The organism is Pseudomonas sp. C6002 (assembly GCF_013385805.1).
Lineage (GTDB): Bacteria > Pseudomonadota > Gammaproteobacteria > Pseudomonadales > Pseudomonadaceae > Aquipseudomonas.
This window is the reverse complement of record NZ_JACAPH010000030.1, coordinates 20140-38243: the sequence shown is the minus strand read 5'-3', so window position 1 is coordinate 38243 and position 18104 is coordinate 20140. Positions and strand designations below refer to the sequence as shown.

Annotated in this window: 18 protein-coding genes; 11 read left to right on the top strand and 7 right to left on the bottom strand. The window is 60.6% G+C overall.

The genetic code is table 11. The features are described from left to right. Positions 1-32: 32 nt before the first annotated feature. Positions 33-674: a ribosome biogenesis GTP-binding protein YihA/YsxC gene (yihA, locus tag HX817_RS19865; RefSeq protein ID WP_003214811.1), complete on the bottom strand. Its 642-nt coding sequence runs from the start codon at positions 672-674 to the stop codon at positions 33-35. 192 nt (positions 675-866) lie between these two features. Here yihA and HX817_RS19860 point away from each other — a divergent pair, with 192 nt between their 5' ends. The 6 genes from HX817_RS19860 to HX817_RS19835 all read left to right on the top strand — a co-directional run bounded on the left by HX817_RS19860 (position 867) and on the right by HX817_RS19835 (position 6486). Continuing rightward, positions 867-1169, top strand: a complete 303-nt coding sequence (locus HX817_RS19860) for a cytochrome c5 family protein (protein ID WP_003214809.1) — start codon at positions 867-869, stop codon at positions 1167-1169. 33 nt (positions 1170-1202) lie between these two features. Next, positions 1203-1808 carry a cytochrome c4 gene (locus HX817_RS19855; RefSeq protein WP_003214807.1) on the top strand — a complete coding sequence of 202 codons (606 nt, stop codon included), beginning with the start codon at positions 1203-1205 and terminating at the stop codon, positions 1806-1808. A gap of 169 nt (positions 1809-1977) precedes the next feature. Continuing rightward, the gene (locus tag HX817_RS19850) at positions 1978-2616 is read left to right on the top strand and encodes a thiol:disulfide interchange protein DsbA/DsbL (RefSeq protein WP_063033700.1); all 639 of its coding nucleotides are present in this window, start codon (positions 1978-1980) and stop codon (positions 2614-2616) included. 10 nt (positions 2617-2626) lie between these two features. Then, positions 2627-3505 (top strand): endonuclease/exonuclease/phosphatase family protein, encoded by an 879-nt coding sequence (locus tag HX817_RS19845; protein WP_177040928.1) that lies wholly within the window; start codon positions 2627-2629, stop codon positions 3503-3505. Further along, positions 3502-5607, top strand: a complete 2106-nt coding sequence (locus HX817_RS19840; RefSeq protein ID WP_177040926.1) for a GGDEF domain-containing protein — start codon at positions 3502-3504, stop codon at positions 5605-5607. The genes HX817_RS19845 and HX817_RS19840 overlap by 4 nt, the downstream gene beginning before the upstream one ends. A gap of 102 nt (positions 5608-5709) precedes the next feature. Then, a complete protein-coding gene (locus tag HX817_RS19835) occupies positions 5710-6486 on the top strand; it encodes an N-acetylmuramoyl-L-alanine amidase (protein ID WP_008439640.1) in 777 nt (258 codons plus the stop codon). Positions 6487-6503: 17 nt separating this feature from the next. Here HX817_RS19835 and HX817_RS19830 read toward each other — a convergent pair whose 3' ends face one another. Both HX817_RS19830 and algB read right to left on the bottom strand, forming a co-directional pair. After that, a complete protein-coding gene (locus tag HX817_RS19830) occupies positions 6504-8291 on the bottom strand; it encodes a KinB sensor domain-containing domain (RefSeq protein ID WP_003214794.1) in 1788 nt (595 codons plus the stop codon). A 10-nt stretch (positions 8292-8301) separates the two neighbouring features. Further along, entirely contained in the window at positions 8302-9648 is a 1347-nt protein-coding gene (algB, locus tag HX817_RS19825; protein WP_003214793.1) for a sigma-54-dependent response regulator transcription factor AlgB, read from the bottom strand. 392 nt (positions 9649-10040) lie between these two features. On the opposite strand from algB, the gene HX817_RS19820 reads away from it, so the two are divergent. The 5 genes from HX817_RS19820 to HX817_RS19800 all read left to right on the top strand — a co-directional run bounded on the left by HX817_RS19820 (position 10041) and on the right by HX817_RS19800 (position 14427). Beyond that, positions 10041-10325, top strand: a complete 285-nt coding sequence (locus tag HX817_RS19820) for a hypothetical protein (protein WP_087694545.1) — start codon at positions 10041-10043, stop codon at positions 10323-10325. A 77-nt stretch (positions 10326-10402) separates the two neighbouring features. Then, positions 10403-10567 (top strand): DUF1328 domain-containing protein, encoded by a 165-nt coding sequence (locus tag HX817_RS19815; RefSeq protein WP_003170804.1) that lies wholly within the window; start codon positions 10403-10405, stop codon positions 10565-10567. 2 nt (positions 10568-10569) lie between these two features. Next, on the top strand, positions 10570-11037 hold the full coding sequence (locus HX817_RS19810) for an inhibitor of vertebrate lysozyme family protein (RefSeq protein WP_177022440.1): 468 nt from the start codon (positions 10570-10572) through the stop codon (positions 11035-11037). A 729-nt stretch (positions 11038-11766) separates the two neighbouring features. Beyond that, on the top strand, positions 11767-13098 hold the full coding sequence (gene gltP / locus HX817_RS19805) for a glutamate/aspartate:proton symporter GltP (RefSeq protein ID WP_003214787.1): 1332 nt from the start codon (positions 11767-11769) through the stop codon (positions 13096-13098). Positions 13099-13197: 99 nt separating this feature from the next. Next, positions 13198-14427, top strand: a complete 1230-nt coding sequence (locus HX817_RS19800; protein WP_177040923.1) for a nucleoside recognition domain-containing protein — start codon at positions 13198-13200, stop codon at positions 14425-14427. A gap of 86 nt (positions 14428-14513) precedes the next feature. Here HX817_RS19800 and HX817_RS19795 read toward each other — a convergent pair whose 3' ends face one another. The 4 genes from HX817_RS19795 to HX817_RS19780 are packed head-to-tail and all read right to left on the bottom strand — an operon-like array spanning position 14514 to position 18058. After that, entirely contained in the window at positions 14514-15173 is a 660-nt protein-coding gene (locus HX817_RS19795) for an ABC-type transport auxiliary lipoprotein family protein (protein ID WP_177022442.1), read from the bottom strand. Further along, positions 15170-16108: an MlaD family protein gene (locus HX817_RS19790; protein ID WP_177040921.1), complete on the bottom strand. Its 939-nt coding sequence runs from the start codon at positions 16106-16108 to the stop codon at positions 15170-15172. The genes HX817_RS19795 and HX817_RS19790 overlap by 4 nt, the downstream gene beginning before the upstream one ends. A 1-nt stretch (position 16109) precedes the next feature. Further along, entirely contained in the window at positions 16110-16913 is an 804-nt protein-coding gene (locus tag HX817_RS19785; RefSeq protein WP_003214778.1) for an ABC transporter ATP-binding protein, read from the bottom strand. Next, positions 16910-18058 (bottom strand): ABC transporter permease, encoded by a 1149-nt coding sequence (locus HX817_RS19780; RefSeq protein ID WP_032899919.1) that lies wholly within the window; start codon positions 18056-18058, stop codon positions 16910-16912. Before HX817_RS19780 ends, HX817_RS19785 begins: the two co-directional genes overlap by 4 nt. Between the last annotated feature and the right edge of the window lie 46 nt (positions 18059-18104).

The following is an 18104-nucleotide window of genomic DNA, read 5'->3' as shown; positions in this document are numbered from 1 at the left end:
ACGAAGTCCGGGGTTTTTTTTGCCCCGAGTTTTTACTCGGCGGCTTCCGAACCCTTGTCAGCCAGTTCCATCCAACCTGCCAATACAGTGTAGGCATCTTCCAGGCCCATGCGTTTTGGCGCCGAGAACAACTGGATAGTCACCGCATCACCCCAACCCTTACGGATTTCTGCCTGCACTTTGAGCAGGGTGTTTTTCGCTGCGCCGTAGGTCAATTTGTCGGCCTTGGTCAGCAAGACGTGCATCGGCATGCCGCTGGCGACGGCCCAATCGAGCATCAACAGGTCGAAGTCGGTCATTGGATGACGGATGTCCATCATCAGAATCAAACCCTTCAAACTCTCCCGGCCACCCAGATACGCTTCGAGGTGACGCTGCCAGTGCAGCTTCAGCGGGATAGGTACTTTTGCATAACCGTAGCCCGGCAGGTCGACCAGACGCCGATCATCGTCTAGCTTGAAGAAGTTGAGGAGCTGTGTGCGCCCCGGGGTTTTCGAGGTGCGGGCCAGGCTGGCGTGGGTCAGGGTGTTCAGCGCGCTGGATTTGCCGGCGTTGGAACGGCCGGCGAATGCGACTTCGAAGCCTTCGTCATCGGGGCATTGGTCGACTTTGGCGGCGCTGAGCATGAAGGTGGACTGTTGGCACAGGCCGAGGATGGGATTCTTGAGTTGCATGAGTTTTCCGATGTGGGCGGTGCCGGGAATAGGTGCGGCAAGCGGTGTCGTTTCCGTTTCAGTAGCGCCAGTATATAATGCCGCAGATTTTGTGTGTGCTTTGTCCCAGCGAAGGATGAAGTTCACGGGAGCGATAGACCTTTATTGCGCATTAGAACGCAAAACGCTCTCAAACCCTGAAAAGGTCGATGTATGACCAAGTGGCTGCTGGCCTTCGGTTTCTTGATGCCACTTTACAGTGCGCAGGCTACACAGGAACCGGAGGCTGTGTACAACCGCTTTTGCGGGGCCTGCCATGCCGGACAGCTGCCCAACGCCCCTGGACGGGGTGACCAGGCAGCCTGGAAGCCAAGATTGGCTCAAGGTATGGACACGCTGGTGCAACACGTGACCCAGGGTTTCAAGGCGATGCCGCCGCGTGGTTTGTGCATGGACTGCAGTACCGAGGATTACCATGCCGTCATTCAGTTGATGGTGAGTGAACCCGGTCCATAACTCTTTAACCCTTAGCCGTAGTTGGATTAGCTGATGAACAAACTGATCGTGAGTCTGCTGTTGACCCTGGGCATCACCGGTGTTGCCCATGCCGCAGGCGACGCCACTGCTGGCCAGGCGAAAGCCGCCGTATGTGGTGCTTGCCATGGACCGGACGGTAATAGCCCGGCGCCTAACTTTCCAAAACTGGCCGGCCAGGGTGAGCGTTACCTGACCAAGCAGATGCACGACATCAAGGATGGCAAGCGTACGGTCCTGGAAATGACCGGCTTGTTGACCAACCTCAGCGATCAGGACCTGGCGGATATCGCGGCGTATTTTGCCAGCCAGAAAGGCAGTGTGGGAGCTGCTGATCCGAAACTGGTGGCCCGCGGTGAAGAATTGTTCCGTGGCGGCAACCTGGAAAAAGGCATGCCTTCCTGCCTCGGCTGCCACTCGCCTAACGGCGCAGGCCTTGCTGCCGCTGGCTTCCCGCACTTGAGCGGCCAGCATGCCCAGTACATCGGCAAACAGCTGACGGACTTCCGCGAAGGCAATCGCACCAACGACGGCGATACCAAGATCATGCAGAGCATCGCCGCGAAACTCAGCAACAAGGACATCGAAGCCGTGTCCCAATACATCCAGGGCCTGCACTAAGTGCCCCGGCTACGTTAACGCTCGATTAATCCGTCGATGCAAGCATAAAAAGGGTGGCCCAGGCTGCCCTTTTTTGTGGCCGGTGCCGTTACACTAACGAACTCATGCCCGCGTAGACCTGTCACAACAAAGGTCGCGTGAGGCGACTTTATTTGTCCAGGAGTAAAGCATGCGTAATCTGATCCTCAGCGCCGCTCTCGTCACTGCCAGCCTTTTCGGCATGACCGCACAAGCTGCCGATAATGTGCCGCTTGAAGCCGGTAAAACCTACGTTGAGCTGGCCAATCCTGTGCCGGTTTCCGTACCGGGCAAGATCGAAGTGGTGGAGCTGTTCTGGTATGGCTGCCCGCATTGCTACGCTTTTGAGCCAGTCATCAATCCGTGGGTCGATAAGCTGCCTCAGGACGTGAACTTCAAACGTATTCCTGCCCTGTTCGGCGGCCCATGGGACGCCCACGGCCAGCTGTTCATTACCCTGGACACCATGGGTGTAGAACACAAGGTTCACGCGGCTGTCTTCAATGCCATCCAGAAAGAAGGCAAGCGCCTTGTGAAGCCTGAAGACATGGCCGATTTCGTCGCCACCCAAGGCGTCGACAAAACCAAGTTCCTGGAGACATTCAACTCGTTCGCTGTGAAGGGCAAGATGGCCCAATACAAGGAACTGGCCCAGAAATACGGCGTGCAAGGCGTACCGACGCTGATCGTCAACGGCAAATACCGCTTTGACATCGGCAGTGCCGGCGGCGAAGAGCAGGCGCTGAACGTGGCCGACCAATTGATCGCCAAAGAGCGCGCAGCCAAGTAAGGGGCCCGTCATGCGTCGCTGGGGTACTGAACGTGTCGTTGGCCTGCATGACCCGAAGGTCAACGAACATCACCTGGAATCCACGGGCCTGCCGGCTGACAGTCGGTTGCGCCTGCTCAGTTTCAATATCCAGGTGGGTATCAGTACCGAGAAATACCGGCATTACCTGACCCGTGGCTGGCAGCACCTGCTGCCCCACAATGGGCGTGCCGGCAATCTGCAAAAGATCGGCGACCTGCTGGGTGACTTCGACCTGGTAGCCCTGCAGGAGGCCGATGGTGGCAGCCTGCGTTCCGGCTACATCAACCAGGTCGAACACCTTGCGCAACTCGGTGCCTTTCCCTACTGGTATCAACAACTCAATCGCAACCTCGGCAAACTCGGCCAGCACAGCAATGGTGTGCTCAGCCGCCTGAAGCCGTGGGCGATCGAGGATCACCCGTTACCCGGTCCAAAAGGCCGCGGGGCGATTCTCGTGAGGTTCGGCGAAGGGCCGGAAGCGTTGGTCGTGGTGATGATGCACCTCGCGTTGGGGGCACGAACCCGCACCCTGCAGTTGGCCTACATCCGTGAGTTGATTGGCGGCTACAAACACCAGGTGCTGATGGGCGACATGAACACCCATGCCACAGACCTGCTACAGAATTCCCCGTTGCGCGACCTTGGGTTGCTGGCGCCGCAAGTCGAAGCCACCTTTCCCAGCTGGCGACCGCAACGTTGTCTTGATCACATCCTGCTCAGCCCGACCCTGACACTCGAAAGTGTGCAGGTACTGGCGCAGCCCATCTCCGATCACCTGCCCGTCGCGGTAGAGATTCGTCTGCCGGGTTCGCTCACGGCTGATGCATTGCCCGCGTTGAGCCCCGGCCCTCGCGGACCCCTTGCATGAGCGACGACGCCCAGCGTTGGAAAGAGAAATACCTTAAAAGCGTCGAGCAACAAGAAAAGCTCGAGCGTCGCTGGGCCGCCCGCCTCGACCTGCTGCGCCGAGGGCTGGTGCGCAGCACCCTGGCGGCAGAAGGGACCGACCGAGCGGTTGACCAATGCATGAAGGAAATGCGCGATGTGGTGCGCACCGACGACATGGACGCCGCCCTCGCTGCATTGCTGCCGCGCCTGGAAAAGGCCGTGCTGGATTCGGAGCAGCGCCGCGAAACCCGGGTTGACCAGATCGGCAGCGCGTTGACGGCCCTGGTCACTCAGTTGCAGAAACTGCCCTTGCCACGGGACGTGAGTCGCCCGCTGAAGGCTTTCGCCAAGCAGCTGGACGGTCGGGTTGGCCAGGCGCGGGAGATCCCGCTGTTGCTGAGTGAGCTGAGCGGCCTCCAGGGGCAGGCGTTGAGTAACCTGGAGCCGGAGGGCGAAACCAGCCGTTCGAGCCCGGGGCTGTTGCAGCGTCTGTTTGGCACCAAGGACGCAATCGACACGCCGGAGGTTGAAGCGCCCACGCCATCCCGCCCGGCTTCTCCGGCGCCTGCTGCGCCAAAGCCCAGGCCGGTGGATGAAGTTGAAGCGCCGGCGCAATCGACGGAACTGGCCCAGGCGCTGCGGGCTTTTGCACCGCAGCCGAAGGTCCCGGCCCCCATCGAGTCGCCCCCTGAGCCGGTATCGCCAGTAGAGGCTACCGACGCTGTCAGCGAAGCAGTGCCTGTTGTTCCGGCCGTCGCGGTCACAGCGCCTGTCGTCGAGGCACCCGCTACGATTATCGAAACGCCAGAACCCGAGCAACCGATCGAAGCGGAGGTTGAGCTCGAGAGTGCTCTTGCCGCCATGGTCGAGGTGCCAGAGGTGCAGGCCCGTGAGCCGGAGCGGACAGAGATCGGCAGTCTTTCCCTGCCCCCGGTCCTGGCCGATGAACCGCAAGAATCGCCCGAGCAGGCAGAGCTGAACCCAGACGAGCTGCAAGCGGATCAAGCCTACGCCCTGCCCGACACTCCCGAGCCGTCTTACAGTTCGGTGGCCAAGCACATCGAAGATACCCTGCTCGGCTTACTGGAAGACCTCTCGCTGCCCGAGCGCCATCGGCCCCAGGCCGAAGCCATGCGTGAACGCCTGGCCCACGGATTGAACTGGTACGAATTGCTGCCGATCCTCGATGACCTGGCGGTGTTGATGCTGGCGATCACCGACAGCGGCCAGCACGAGTTTGAAGCCTACCTCAAGCAACTCAACGATCGTCTCGAGGCGTTCCAGGGGCACCTGCAGGTCGCCAGTGACGGCCACGCCGACAGCCGCTCGGCGGCCAGGGAACTGGATACCCAGATCCGCGAACAAGTGGATGGTTTGCAAACCAGCATGCAGGACGCCGCAGACCTCGACAGCCTCAAGCACGTGCTGGAGAGCCATCTCGAAGGGTTGCTGGGCACCATGGATGAACACCGCCACCAGCGTGACCAGCGCGAACAGGAAGTGGCTGCACGGCTCAAGGGCCTGGCCGAACGGGTCGCCAATATGGAGCAAGAGGCTCAGGGCTACCGTGAACACCTTGAGGTTCAGCGCCAGAAAGCCCTGATCGATCCGCTCACCGGACTACCCAACCGCGCGGCCTGGAGCGAGCGCCTGGAGCAGGAGGTCAACGCCTGGCACCAGCGTGGAAATAACCTGTCACTGGCCATGCTGGACCTCGATCACTTCAAGCGCATCAACGACGGCTATGGTCATCTGGCGGGCGACAAGGTGCTGAAAATCATCGCCACGGTGCTTCGCAAACGCCTGCGGCCGAACGACTTCATCGCGCGTTTTGGCGGTGAAGAGTTTGTACTGCTGATGCCCAACTCGTCGCTGTCCGATGCGTTGGCGGTGGGTGAAACCCTGCGTGCAGCCATCCAAGCCTGCCCGTTTCACTTCAAGGGCGAGCCGGTGACGATTACGGTGTCCATGGGCATGGCGCAGTTTCAGCCGGGAGAACGCAGTGACCTGGCGCTCAAGCGCGCTGACGAGGCGTTATATCGTGCCAAGGCGGCGGGGCGTAATCAGGTGCAGGCGGCCTGACCGGAAATGTTCCATTTTGTTTAAAACATCGCATTTGGCCGCCTGGCAGCAAACGGTACGTTACACTGTTGCATTATCGTCTTAAGCGTACTATTTGCTGCCATGAAACTTCTGTGTTCTGCCTTTCTGTTTCTCCTGCTCGCCGGTTGCGCGAGCGGCCCTCGCCTGGACACCAGTCATCCTTCGGTGAACCACGACAATCGTGTGCAGTTTGTCGTCGTGCACTACACCTCGGCGTCCCTTGAGCGCTCCCTGGCGCTGTTGACCCATGGCCAGGTCAGCAGTCATTACCTGATCGGTGATAACGCCTCGGCCACCATCTATAAGCTCGTGGATGAAAGCCAGCGCGCCTGGCATGCCGGAGAAAGTGAATGGATGGGCCGCACCTGGCTCAACTCCAGCTCCATCGGGATCGAGATCGTGAACCCGGGTTATCGGGATTTGCCGACGGGCCGCGTCTGGTATCCCTATTCCGAAGCGCAGGTGCAGTCGCTGGTGGTGCTGCTCAAGGACATCACCAAACGCAACGGCATCGACCCGCGAAACATCATCGGCCATAGCGACATTGCCCCGCTGCGCAAGCTGGACCCGGGGCCGTTGTTCCCCTGGAAGCGCCTGGCGGATGAAGGGCTGGGCATGTGGCCGGACGCCAAGGCGGTGGCCCGTTACCAGGTGCAGTACGCAGCCGATCTGCCGAGCATTACCTGGTTCCAGGAAGAGTTGGCGAAGCTGGGCTATCCGACGCCACAGACGGGCGAGCTGGATGTAGCGACGCGGCATGTGGTGGCCGCGTTCCAGATGCATTTCCGGGCGTCGCTGTTTGACGGGACGCCGGATGCCGAAAGTGCTGCGATCCTGCGGGCGTTGAATCACCAATAACGGTTGGCGCGTTGGTCCTACAGGGGCAACGCCATGTAGAACTGCGTCCCCTGCCCCGGCCGCGAATACACCCCCATGCGGCCACCGTGCAATTGCACGATCTCCTTGCACAGCGCCAGGCCCAGCCCGGCGCCGCCTTTCTTGCGGCCTACCTGCACAAACGGTTCGAAGATTCGTCCCTGCTGGCCGTAGGCAATGCCTTCACCGTTGTCTTCAACGCTGACAATCACCCGTTCGCCATGGCGACGCGCCTGCAAGCGGATCTGCCCACCGTCGGCTGTGTGCCGCAGGGCATTGCCCAGCAAATTGTCGAGCACCCTTTCCAGCTGCGCTCGATCGGCATGCAACCTCGGTAGCGGGGATTGTTCCTCAACCAGCAGCTCGATGTTCTGCGCATTCGCCTGCTCCGCGAAGCGGGCGCGGGCATGTTCGAGCAGGTCGCTGATGTCACACGGGCCCAGGGTGAGTTTCTGCAAGCCATTCTGGTAGCGCGAGAAGTTGAGCAAGTCGTTGATCAACTGCATCAGGCGCTGCATTTCCTCGTTGACCGTATCCAGCAGGTCCGCTTCGCGCGACTCCGCAGGAAACTTCGCCCGTTCCCGGAACAAGCCGAAGGCCATGTGCATGCCCGTCACCGGCGTGCGTAATTCATGGGACGCGCGCAATACAAACTCACTGCGCACTCGTTCAAAGGCACGCTGCTCGGTAACGTCATGCAGCACCATCACCGCGCCCAGAATGTGCCCCTGGGTATGGCTGACCGGCGTCAGGCTGTACGTCAGCAGGCGCAGTTCACCCTCAACCTCTACTTCCAGGTCTTCAGGTGCGCGCTCCAGATTGCCGCCGCGCAGTACCAGCTGCAGCTGTTCATCCAGTTCCGGGCGGCCCAGGGCGTCGCCAAGGCCTTGGCCCAGGCGATTCTCGTCCCAGCCGAGTTGACGTTGTGCCACCGGGTTAAGGTGTTCCAGGCGACCCTGGCGGTCGATCATCAGCAGGCCGTCGTCGATGCTGTCGAGCACCGCTTGCAGGCGTTGCTGCCCGGCGAGTAGCTCGTCGACATTGGTTGCCTGATGCTGGCGCAACGCCTCGGCCATGATGCCGAAGCGTCGGGTCAGCAGGTTCATTTCCGCTGCGGATGAAATGGGCAGCGTGACTTCGAAGTTGCCCTGGCCGATCTTGTCGGCGGCCTTGGCCAGCGCTTCGATCGGCCCGCCAAAGCGTCGGGCGATACCGTGGGCGGTAACGAAACCGATGATCAGCACCGCCAGCCCGACCAGGCCCAGCAGGCCGGCAATCAGCAGCGCACGTTCACGGGACTTGTGTTCGGTATCGTTGATGTTATCCAGGGCTTTCTTGTGCTCGGTGATCAGGCCGTTGCGCAGGATGTTGAAGCGTTTGGTCAGCTCGTCGTTGTTGCGCAGTTGCGGCGGAGCATTCTCCTTTTCATCGAACGCCTCGAGAAAGCTCAGGTAATTGGTCTTGGCCTGGGTAAAACCGCTGGTTACCGCGTCCTTTTGTTCGTGGTCGATACCTTGCTGCAACAGGGCGAAATAGCGTTGCTTGGAGTCTTCCAGCGCAGCGGTATTCGGCTGTTCATTGAGCATGATCATCAACTGGTCGCCGAGGGTCTGCCGAAGCTTGAGCCCCAGGTCCAATGTGATGAAGTTGCTGCGAATCAACGATTCCTGGGTCTTGGCCATTTGCATGACGCTCACCAGCCCCAGCAGCAACCCCAACAGGGCGACGGTGATCAGCGCGGAAATACTCAGGAACAACCGAGTGCGCAGGGTCATCGCAAGCTTCATAGGCTACAGCTCACAGGTTGTATTGTTTGCGTTTGCGATACAGCGTCGACGCATCAATGCCAAGGGTTCGGGCCGCCTGGTCCAGGGTGTCGCTGGTGGCCAGCACGGCGCCGATATGCGCCTTTTCCAGTTCATCCAGGCTCAACGCCGCACCGATACGCGGGGCATTGTTAGTCGGCTGCTCGGCCATGCCGAGGTGGCTGATCTCAACTTTTTCCTGCGGGCAAATGATGCTGGCCCGCTCAACCACGTTGCGCAGCTCACGGATGTTCCCCGGCCAGCGGTAGTTGAGCAGTGCCTCACGGGCTTCATCGCTGAAGCCGCGCGCCGGCCGCGCATATTCCTTCACGAAGCGCGCCAGGAAGCGGTCGGCCAGGGTCAGGATGTCTTCGCTGCGTTCGCGCAGGGGCGGCAGGTGCAAGGTGATGACATTCAGGCGATACAGCAGGTCTTCGCGGAAACGGCCGTCGCGAACCATGTCTTCCAGGTTCAGGTTGGTAGCGGCGAGAATTCGCACATCGGCACGGCGCGTCACCGGGTCGCCGACGCGCTCGTATTCCTTGTCCTGGATAAAGCGCAGCAACTTGGGTTGTAAAGTAAGCGGAAAGTCGCCGATCTCGTCGAGAAACAAGGTGCCGCCATCGGCCTGGTTGACGCGGCCGAGGGTGCTTTCGCTGGCGCCGGTAAACGCACCACGGCTATGACCGAACAACTCGCTTTCCATCAGTTCCGCCGTCAGCGATGGGCAGTTGATGGTGACACAGGATTTTTTCGCGCGTTTGCTCCAACCGTGGATCGCCCGGGCCAGTTCACCTTTACCGGTGCCGGATTCGCCGAGAATCAGGATGTTGGCATCAGTGCCCGCCACCTGGCGTGCGGTTTCCAGCACCACCATCATCGCCGGGCTATGGGAGTCGAGGCCGTCCTTGGGCTGGCGCACTGCGCCTTCCAGGGCTTCCAGGCGTGCCGAGAGCTGGCGCACTTCCAGCTGCTTGGCCGTGGCCAGGCGCAATTGGTCGGGGCTGCAAGGCTTTACCAGGTAGTCGGCCGCGCCGGCCTGGATCGCATCCACGGCGGTGTCGACGGCCGAGTGGGCCGTGACGATCACCACGCGCATCCACGGCGCCTGGATACGCATTTGCGCCAGTACATCCAGGCCGTTGTCTTCGCCCAGGCGCAGGTCCAGGAAGCACAGGTCAAACACCTGGCGTTGCAACAAGGCATCGGCCTGGGCGGCGCTGTTGGCGGTGGCTACGGTGTAGCCTTCATCTTCCAGGCAGTAACGGAAGGTGCGAAGGATCGCGGATTCGTCATCCACTAAAAGAATGCGGCCTTGAAGTTCCTTGGCTGATTCCATCTGTCCCGCGCTCCCTTAAGAATGAATGATGTTGTTTAGTCCCGGAATAATCGGGCAAGTTGCATGGTTTATTCTGATTGATTAAAGCCGTCACCGCGCAGCTATCTGCGCTTCTTCTTACAAAGACGCTCACAAGAGGCGTTTTTGTCTCCCTCTTGCCACTTCGGCAGTCGAACGTTGCCTTCCTATCCCTTGATCCGACCAGTGACCATCGTGCATTTCGCACGGCAAGGATAGGGGCATCGTGCAGGATGCTCGTGGTGTCAAAGCGCTTTTGTTTTTAACTTGTTGATTTTATTGGGTTTTATTTTGTTAAAAAACTGGCACGCAGGCTGCAATACACCTCATACGAGTTTCATCTACGAATAATCAGAATGCGGGAGAGATACAGCATGACTCGCCAAAGCCTGACCCAACTGCGTGTATCGCCACTGCGCCTGCAACAGGGGCTGTTTGCCAGCCTGGCCCTGATGGTGACCTTGATTGGCGGTCAGCAATTGGCGCATTGGCAGCAGAGTCAGCAGCAAGTCGTGCAGTTTGAACGTCCGATGATGACCCAGACCCATTTCCGCTCCGTCGGCAGCACTGCCGCCGATGTGACAACCCCGCAATTGGCGGCGGTTGAACAGGACTCCACCCTCGGCGACCTGCCATCGCAGGAACGCTGGGTGTTCTAGGCAATACACGGTCCTCGAATCGAGCGACCGCAGGCACTACCGCTGTTACCCCTAAAAGAAGCGTAAGGAGAATCACCATGTTGAGTTGGGCAATCACATTTCTGATCATCGCCATTGTGGCTGCAGTCCTGGGCTTCGGTGGTATCGCGGGCACCGCCACGGGTATCGCCAAGATTCTGTTTGTGGTCTTCCTGGTGATGTTCATCGCTTCCTTCTTCTTTGGCCGTCGTGGTCGAGGCTAAGCATGTTCAACTCGTCCCTTAAAGCCCTGGCTGCCGCCCTGTTGTTGGGCGGCAGCGGCTTGGTGCTGGCTGCCAATGATGGCCAGTCCCGAGCCAACGAACTGTTGAGCGCGAACCCGCAGTATCGCGAGACCTGGCAGAGCGTGGTCAAGAAGGAAGAGCGTCTGCCTGAATGGGTGTTGAACCTGTCGGGCAGTGCTGAACAAATGAATGCCGTTGAAGAGGATGGCGACAAGTACTTGGTTGGGCCGCTCTGCGAGACCGCAGACACATGCCTGAACAAGCGCCTGATCGTCGCCTTCAGCTTCGACAAGGAAGATGCCTACGCGATGTTGGTAGAAGTCCCGGCGGGCCTGCCCGCGGACAAATCGCCAACGCGGCATGCCGACTACCGTTTTCTTGGCAAGCCGGACGAAGGCATGCAAAAGCTGCTGATGGAACAGCTCAAGAAAGATCCGAATTGGTACTAGGTTCGGTCTGACGACGCTGTCGTCTACCGGCTTAACGTCCATAGAAAGAAGCGCCGTGCTTCTTTCTGTTTGCATCGCCCGACAAGGGTGGTGCATGACCAAGGGGCCGGGTTGCTCTGATCGTTTGGATCGGCGTGACCTACGGGGACAGGGAGTGCCTGCGCAAGGGCCGGGTCAGGTGAAAAGCTGCGACGCAAGTTCCCAAGCCGATGGTTTGTGGAACTTGCGACGGGCTTGCGGCTCCTATGCCCGCTTCTGTCATGCCGCCCATAGCGGCAATTCTCCTTTTTGCGTCCGCCCAACCATTTCTTGGTGTTTCCGCGTGACCATCTATCGAGAAAGTTTGTCTCCTGCCAGACGAGTTTTTCGATGGTATGCGTAGGAATTTTCAGGGGTTTTCAACTGCGACCGTAGATTTTCAAAAAACCCTGCGCGAGCCTGAAATGGCCGGTTCGCGGCATTTATGCCTGCCGAAATGTCGTATTCGAACTGACCGTTCAGACAGAAAAACTCAAAAAAACTCATGCCGATTCGGCATAGGGTAGGCGTTTACGGCATTAGACGTCGCCTCCTTGCATCGGAATAGTTGCGCCTTTTTTCGCCTGCCAGTGAGCCATATCGGCCAACTGCGGTGACCTTCTACGGGGGCAGATGCACACACTTTTTCGCTCTCGAGCGTTCCAGCTGCTGGCGCATCTGCCTGAGTCCACTTGAAGTAAGGGTAATGACATGAAGAAGGCAAAGCTAAGCCTCGCCTGGCAGATCCTCATCGGTCTGGTGCTGGGGATTGCAATCGGTGCGGTGCTTAACCATTTCAGTGCTGAAAAGGCCTGGTGGATCAGCAACGTGTTGCAGCCCGCTGGCGATATCTTTATCCGCCTGATCAAGATGATCGTTATCCCGATCGTGATTTCGTCGCTGATTGTCGGAATCGCCGGTGTTGGCGATGCGAAAAAGCTCGGCCGGATCGGCGTTAAAACCATCCTTTACTTCGAAGTGGTCACCACCATTGCCATTGTGGTCGGCCTGTTGCTGGCCAACCTGTTCCATCCGGGTACCGGCATCGACATGAGTACCCTGGGTACCGTCGACATTTCCAAATACACGGCCACCGCCGCCGAGGTCCAGCACGAGCACGCGTTCATCGAGACGATCCTCAACCTGATCCCGTCGAACATCTTCGCCGCCGTGGCCCGTGGCGACATGCTGCCGATCATCTTCTTCTCGGTGTTGTTCGGCCTCGGCTTGTCGAGCCTCAAGCCTGAATTGCGCGAGCCCCTGGTGACCATGTTCCAGGGCGTGTCCGAGAGCATGTTCAAAGTCACCCACATGATCATGAAATACGCCCCGATCGGTGTATTTGCCCTGATCGCGGTGACCGTCGCCAACTTCGGCTTCGCCTCGCTGCTGCCGCTGGCCAAGCTGGTGATCCTGGTTTACGTCGCCATCCTGTTCTTTGCTTTTGTGGTGCTGGGCCTGATCGCCCGCCTGTTCGGTTTCTCGGTGATCAAGCTGATGCGCATCTTCAAGGATGAGCTGGTGCTGGCCTACTCCACTGCCAGCTCTGAAACCGTGCTGCCGCGTGTGATCGAGAAGATGGAAGCCTACGGCGCGCCAAAGGCGATCTGCAGCTTCGTGGTACCGACCGGCTACTCGTTCAACCTCGACGGTTCGACCCTGTACCAGAGCATCGCGGCGATCTTTATCGCCCAGCTGTATGGCATCGACCTGTCGATTGGCCAGCAACTGATGCTGGTGCTGACCCTGATGGTCACCTCCAAAGGCATCGCCGGCGTGCCGGGCGTGTCCTTCGTGGTGCTGCTGGCGACCCTGGGCAGCGTGGGCATTCCGCTGGAAGGCCTGGCGTTCATCGCCGGTGTCGACCGCATCATGGACATGGCCCGTACCGCACTGAACGTGATCGGTAACGCCCTGGCCGTACTGGTCATCTCCCGCTGGGAAGGCATGTACGACGATGCCAAGGGCGAGCGCTACTGGAACTCCCTGCCGCACTGGCGCACCAAGCAAGCACTGCCGGCCGGCGAGACCACTCGCGGCTGACCGCCAGGACTGGCTCCTACACAAACCCCGGAAAATCCGGGGTTTGTCGTTTCTGCCAGCCCCGCTATCATTCGCCCCATCTTTCGGGGGATTCAACTGATGCTCAATGGCCTGTGGCTTGGCTTCTTCATCGTGGCGATGGTGTCTGCGCTGGCGCAATGGCTGATCGGCGGGAATGCCGGGATCTTTGCGGCCATGGTGGAAAGCATTTTCGCCATGGCCAAGCTGTCGGTCGAGGTGATGGTGTTGCTGTTCGGCACCCTGACCTTGTGGCTGGGCTTCCTGCGTATCGCCGAGAAAGCCGGGATCGTCGACTGGCTGGCCAAGGCCCTGGGGCCACTGTTCCGGCGCCTGATGCCGGAAGTGCCTGCCGGTCACCCGGCCATCGGCTTGATCACGCTCAACTTCGCCGCCAACGGACTGGGCCTCGATAACGCCGCTACGCCCATCGGCCTCAAGGCCATGAAGGCGCTGCAAGAGCTCAACCCTATCCCCAATACCGCCAGCAACGCGCAGATCCTGTTCCTGGTACTCAACGCGTCTTCCCTGACCCTGCTGCCGGTCACCATCTTCATGTACCGCGCCCAGCAAGGTGCGGCGGACCCGACGCTGGTGTTCCTGCCGATCCTGCTGGCCACCAGCGCCTCGACCCTGATGGGCCTGTTGTCGGTGGCGGTGATGCAACGCCTGCGGCTGTGGGACCCGGTGGTGCTGGCGTATCTGATTCCGGGTGCGCTGGTACTGGGTGGCTTCATGGCCTTGCTGGCGACGCTCTCAGCCACTGCGCTGGCGGGCCTGTCGTCGATCCTCGGCAACCTCACGCTGTTCGGGCTGATCATGTTGTTCCTGGTGATCGGCGCGCTGCGCAAGGTCAAGGTCTACGAGGCGTTTGTCGAAGGTGCCAAAGAGGGCTTCGACGTTGCCAAGAACCTGCTGCCGTACCTGGTGGCGATGCTCTGTGCAGTGGGCGTGTTGCGGGCGTCCGGCGCGCTGGATTTCGGCCTGGAAGGCATTCGCCACGTGGTGGCCTGGACCGGCATGGACACGCGCTTTGTCGATGCGCTGCCGACCGCGATGGTCAAGCCGTTCTCCGGCAGTGCGGCGCGGGCGATGTTGATTGAGACCATGCAGACCCAGGGCGTGGACAGCTTCCCGGCGCTGGTGGCGGCGACGATTCAGGGCAGCACCGAGACCACGTTCTATGTGTTGGCGGTGTACTTTGGCTCGGTGGGAATCCAGCGGGCACGGCATGCGGTGGGGTGTGCGTTGTTGGCGGAGTTTGCTGGTGTGGTGGCGGCGATTGCGGTGTGCTACTGGTTCTTCGGCTAAGACCTGAATCCCTGTGGCGAGGGAGCTTGCTCCCGTTGGGCCGCGAAGCGGCCCCAGTCAGTTATCGCAGGTGTGTCAGTCAAAGCTCATTGACTGGTTTTGGGGCTGCTGCGCAGCCCAACGGGAGCAAGCTCCCTGGCCACAAAAGCGCGGCTTCCCAGGCCGACGGCCCAATCCACCACCTGCCTGTTCAGTACATCGCCAGCCTGACCAAACCCGGCTACCACCGCCGGCACCTTGGTATCCCCCACCGGCTGCCTCACCTCGAACCGCTTGCTGGCAATAATCCGTTGATCACTGCCGCGCACCAACCGTGCGTCCAGCCGTATCACCACTTCAACTGCGCTGCCGCGATACTCACTCTGAAACGCCTGCAACTGCCCGCCCAACTCAAAGTCCGCCTGCAGATTGGTCTCATCGGTACTGAGCAACGTCACCCGCCCATCCCGCTGGAACCCGTCCAGCAACCGGTTACGCAACAGCACGGGGGCTGGATCGCTCCAGCGGGAATTCGCATAGCTGCTGATCAAGTCACCGTTAGGCACCACGGCAATCCGCGGGCTGTCGAGGAATTCGCTGGTCTGCGGCTTCGCCACCCGCAGCGACCAGGCCACCGGGCTGGCCTGCGTGGCGGCCTGCGCCGATGGCAACCGGTACACGTCCGAGGGATCCGCCTTCGGCAGGATGGAACACGCACTGACCAATACCAGCGCAACGGGGGCGATCATTTGGTACGCACGCTTCATGGCGTGAACTCCTTGTTCTTGTCGCTGCCCAGCAGGTAACCGCTGGGGTTGGCTTCCAGGCGGCGGGAAATGGCGCGCAACGAACCCAGGGTTTCCCGCAGCTCGCGCACTGCTGGCGCCAGTTCGTTGAGACCCTGCATGCCGCTGTTCAGGGAATCCTTGTTGTTGGTCAGCAAGGTGTCGATCGTGGCCGTGCTCTGTTGAAGGGACTGCATGGCCTTCTCGGCGCTGCCAAACACCTGCTTGCCCTGGTCGTTGAGCAAACCGTTGGCGTTGCGCATCAACGCGGTGGTTTGCTCCAGGGTGGCGCTGGCCTGTTTGCTCACCTGCATCAATTGCTGCATCACCACCTTGATGTCGCCGCGCTGATCGGCAATCGCGCCGGTGGTCTGTTGCAGGTTGCCCAGGGTATTGCTGAGGCGGTCGACGTTCTCCCGGGAGAACATGTGATTGGCGTTGTGCAGCAGCAAGTTGATGCTGGTCATCAGGTCGTTGCTGTTGTTCAGCAGTCGCGCGATCGGCGATGGCGACGCAATGATTTCCGGCAGGTTGCCGTCCTTGCCCTTGAGCTCAGGGCTTTGGGGCGTACCGCCGCTGAGCTGGATGATCGAGGTGCCAGTAATGCCGGTCAGGGCCAGCTTGGCCTGGGTGTCTTCCTTGATCGGCGTCTGCCCGGCCAGGCGGATGCGCGCCAGCACCCGGCGCGGGTCTTTCGGGTCGAGGCGCAGGCTGGTGACGTCGCCCACTTTGATCCCGCTGTACTGCACGGCACTGCCTTGGGACAGCCCACTGACCGCCTCGTTGAACACCACTTCGTAATCCTGGAATGCGCTGTCGACGCTGGACTTGGCCAGCCACAGGCCAAACAGCATGGCGCCGACCACGACGATCACGCTGAACAGACCGATCATCACATGATGGGCTCGGGTTTCCATGTCATACCTCGTTGAGCAGTTGAGCGGCATCCAATGCCGCGCGGCCCCGTGGGCCATGGAAGTATTCGTGAATCCAGGCGTCGTCGGTTTCCGAGACGACATCGATGGCATCCGCCACCAGTACCTTTTTCTGCGCCAACACCGCTACACGGTCGGTGATGGTGTACAGCGTGTCGAGGTCGTGGGTGACCAGGAACACGCTCAGGCCCAGCGCATCGCGCAGGGTCAGGATCAGTTGATCGAAGGCGGCGGCGCCGATCGGGTCGAGGCCGGCGGTGGGTTCGTCGAGAAACAGGATGTCCGGGTCCAGCGCCAGGGCACGGGCCAGGGCCGCGCGCTTGATCATGCCGCCGGAGAGTGACGAGGGGTATTTGTCGGCGGCCGACAGCGGCAGCCCGGCCAACGCGAGTTTCACTGCCGCCAGGTGCTCGGCATCGGGACGGCTGAGGCCGGCATGCTCTATCAGTGGCAACGCAACGTTCTCGGTGACCGTCAGCGAGGAAAACAGCGCGCCCTTCTGGAACAGCACGCCGAAGCGCCGCTCCACCAGCGACCGCTCGTGTTCCGACAGGCTCGGCAAGTTCTGCCCGAACACCCGCACCTGGCCTTCGCTGGGCTGGCGCAACCCAATGATGCTGCGCAGCAGCACCGACTTGCCGCTGCCGGAGCCACCGACGACGGCGAGGATTTCACCCTTGTACAAGTCCAGGTCGAGGTTCTCGTGCACGCTTTGCGAACCAAACCGGTTGCACAGCCCGCGGACTTCGATCACCGCCTCAGTGGGCGCACGGCGCAGACGACTCACCAGCCCATCTCCATGAAGAACAGTGCGGCGACCGCATCCAGCACGATCACCACGAAAATCGATTGCACCACACTGGAGGTGGTGTGGGCGCCGACGGACTCGGCGCTGCCGCTGACCTTGAAACCTTCGAGGCAGCCGATGGCCGCGATAAGGAACGCGAAGATCGGCGCCTTGACCATGCCGACTAGGAAGTGCTGCACGCCAATGTCCGATTGCAGCAGCGACAGGAACATTGCCGGCGAAATATCCAGGGCCACGGCACACACCACACCGCCGCCGATAATGCCCGAGAGCATTGCCAGGAACGTCAGCATCGGCAGCGCCACCAGCAATGCCAGTACGCGGGGCAGCACCAGCAACTCCATCGGGTCGAGGCCCAGGGTGCGGATCGCATCGATCTCTTCGTTGGCCTTCATCGAGCCGATCTGTGCGGTGAAGGCACTGGCGGTGCGGCCGGCCATCAGGATCGCGGTGAGCAACACGCCGAACTCCCGCAGGAAGGAGAACGCCACCAGGTCCACGGTGAAAATGCTCGCGCCAAAACTGGCCAGCACCGTGGCACCGAGAAACGCCACCACTGCGCCCACCAGGAAGGTCAGCAAGGCCACGATGGGGGCCGCATCGAGGCCGGTTTGTTCGATATGCGCAACCATTGGCGTCACGCGCCAGCGCTTGGGCCGGAATACGCCACGGGCGAAGGTTTCGAGGATCAGGCCGATAAAGCCCAGCAGTTTCATGCCGTCTTGCCAGACGGTGTAGACCGCGCCGCCGATGCGCGCCAGCAACATGATGCCGGCGGCTTCTTCGGGTTCCTTGACCGGCACACAGAAGTCGTTCAGAGAGCGGTAGACGGTTTTCAGTAACGCGCGGTCGGCGGTCGAGAGGCTGCAGTCGGTCTGTTCGGCGGACTGTTCGATGCGCTCGGGGCCGAGCAGTTCCACCAGCAGCGAGGCGCCGGCCGTGTCCAGGGCGCCGAGGCCGTTAAGGTCGATACGTGCGCCAGCGTCGTACTGGCCGTCGAGCTTTTCCGACAGCTTCTTCAGGTTGGCATAGTGGGCAAGCGTCCAATCCCCTGTAATCCTCAGCAATGGAGGCTGGGTGGACGTGTCCAGATGGGCTGCACCGGCCGTTGTGCTACTGGTCATAAGCTCCGAGCTTGTTTGGCTATTCCAGAATTCCTACGTAATAGCA

Coding starts and splice junctions, on each gene's coding strand:
- HX817_RS19860 (WP_003214809.1), top strand. CDS start 867: ATGACCAAGTGGCTGCTGGCCTTCGGTTTCTTGATGCCACTTTACAGT.
- HX817_RS19820 (WP_087694545.1), top strand. CDS start 10,041: ATGACTCGCCAAAGCCTGACCCAACTGCGTGTATCGCCACTGCGCCTG.
- HX817_RS19795 (WP_177022442.1), bottom strand. CDS start 15,173: ATGAAGCGTGCGTACCAAATGATCGCCCCCGTTGCGCTGGTATTGGTC.
- HX817_RS19840 (WP_177040926.1), top strand. CDS start 3,502: ATGAGCGACGACGCCCAGCGTTGGAAAGAGAAATACCTTAAAAGCGTC.
- HX817_RS19835 (WP_008439640.1), top strand. CDS start 5,710: ATGAAACTTCTGTGTTCTGCCTTTCTGTTTCTCCTGCTCGCCGGTTGC.
- gltP (WP_003214787.1), top strand. CDS start 11,767: ATGAAGAAGGCAAAGCTAAGCCTCGCCTGGCAGATCCTCATCGGTCTG.
- HX817_RS19815 (WP_003170804.1), top strand. CDS start 10,403: ATGTTGAGTTGGGCAATCACATTTCTGATCATCGCCATTGTGGCTGCA.
- HX817_RS19780 (WP_032899919.1), bottom strand. CDS start 18,058: ATGACCAGTAGCACAACGGCCGGTGCAGCCCATCTGGACACGTCCACC.
- HX817_RS19790 (WP_177040921.1), bottom strand. CDS start 16,108: ATGGAAACCCGAGCCCATCATGTGATGATCGGTCTGTTCAGCGTGATC.
- HX817_RS19810 (WP_177022440.1), top strand. CDS start 10,570: ATGTTCAACTCGTCCCTTAAAGCCCTGGCTGCCGCCCTGTTGTTGGGC.
- HX817_RS19845 (WP_177040928.1), top strand. CDS start 2,627: ATGCGTCGCTGGGGTACTGAACGTGTCGTTGGCCTGCATGACCCGAAG.
- HX817_RS19850 (WP_063033700.1), top strand. CDS start 1,978: ATGCGTAATCTGATCCTCAGCGCCGCTCTCGTCACTGCCAGCCTTTTC.
- HX817_RS19830 (WP_003214794.1), bottom strand. CDS start 8,291: ATGAAGCTTGCGATGACCCTGCGCACTCGGTTGTTCCTGAGTATTTCC.
- algB (WP_003214793.1), bottom strand. CDS start 9,648: ATGGAATCAGCCAAGGAACTTCAAGGCCGCATTCTTTTAGTGGATGAC.
- HX817_RS19800 (WP_177040923.1), top strand. CDS start 13,198: ATGCTCAATGGCCTGTGGCTTGGCTTCTTCATCGTGGCGATGGTGTCT.
- HX817_RS19855 (WP_003214807.1), top strand. CDS start 1,203: ATGAACAAACTGATCGTGAGTCTGCTGTTGACCCTGGGCATCACCGGT.
- yihA (WP_003214811.1), bottom strand. CDS start 674: ATGCAACTCAAGAATCCCATCCTCGGCCTGTGCCAACAGTCCACCTTC.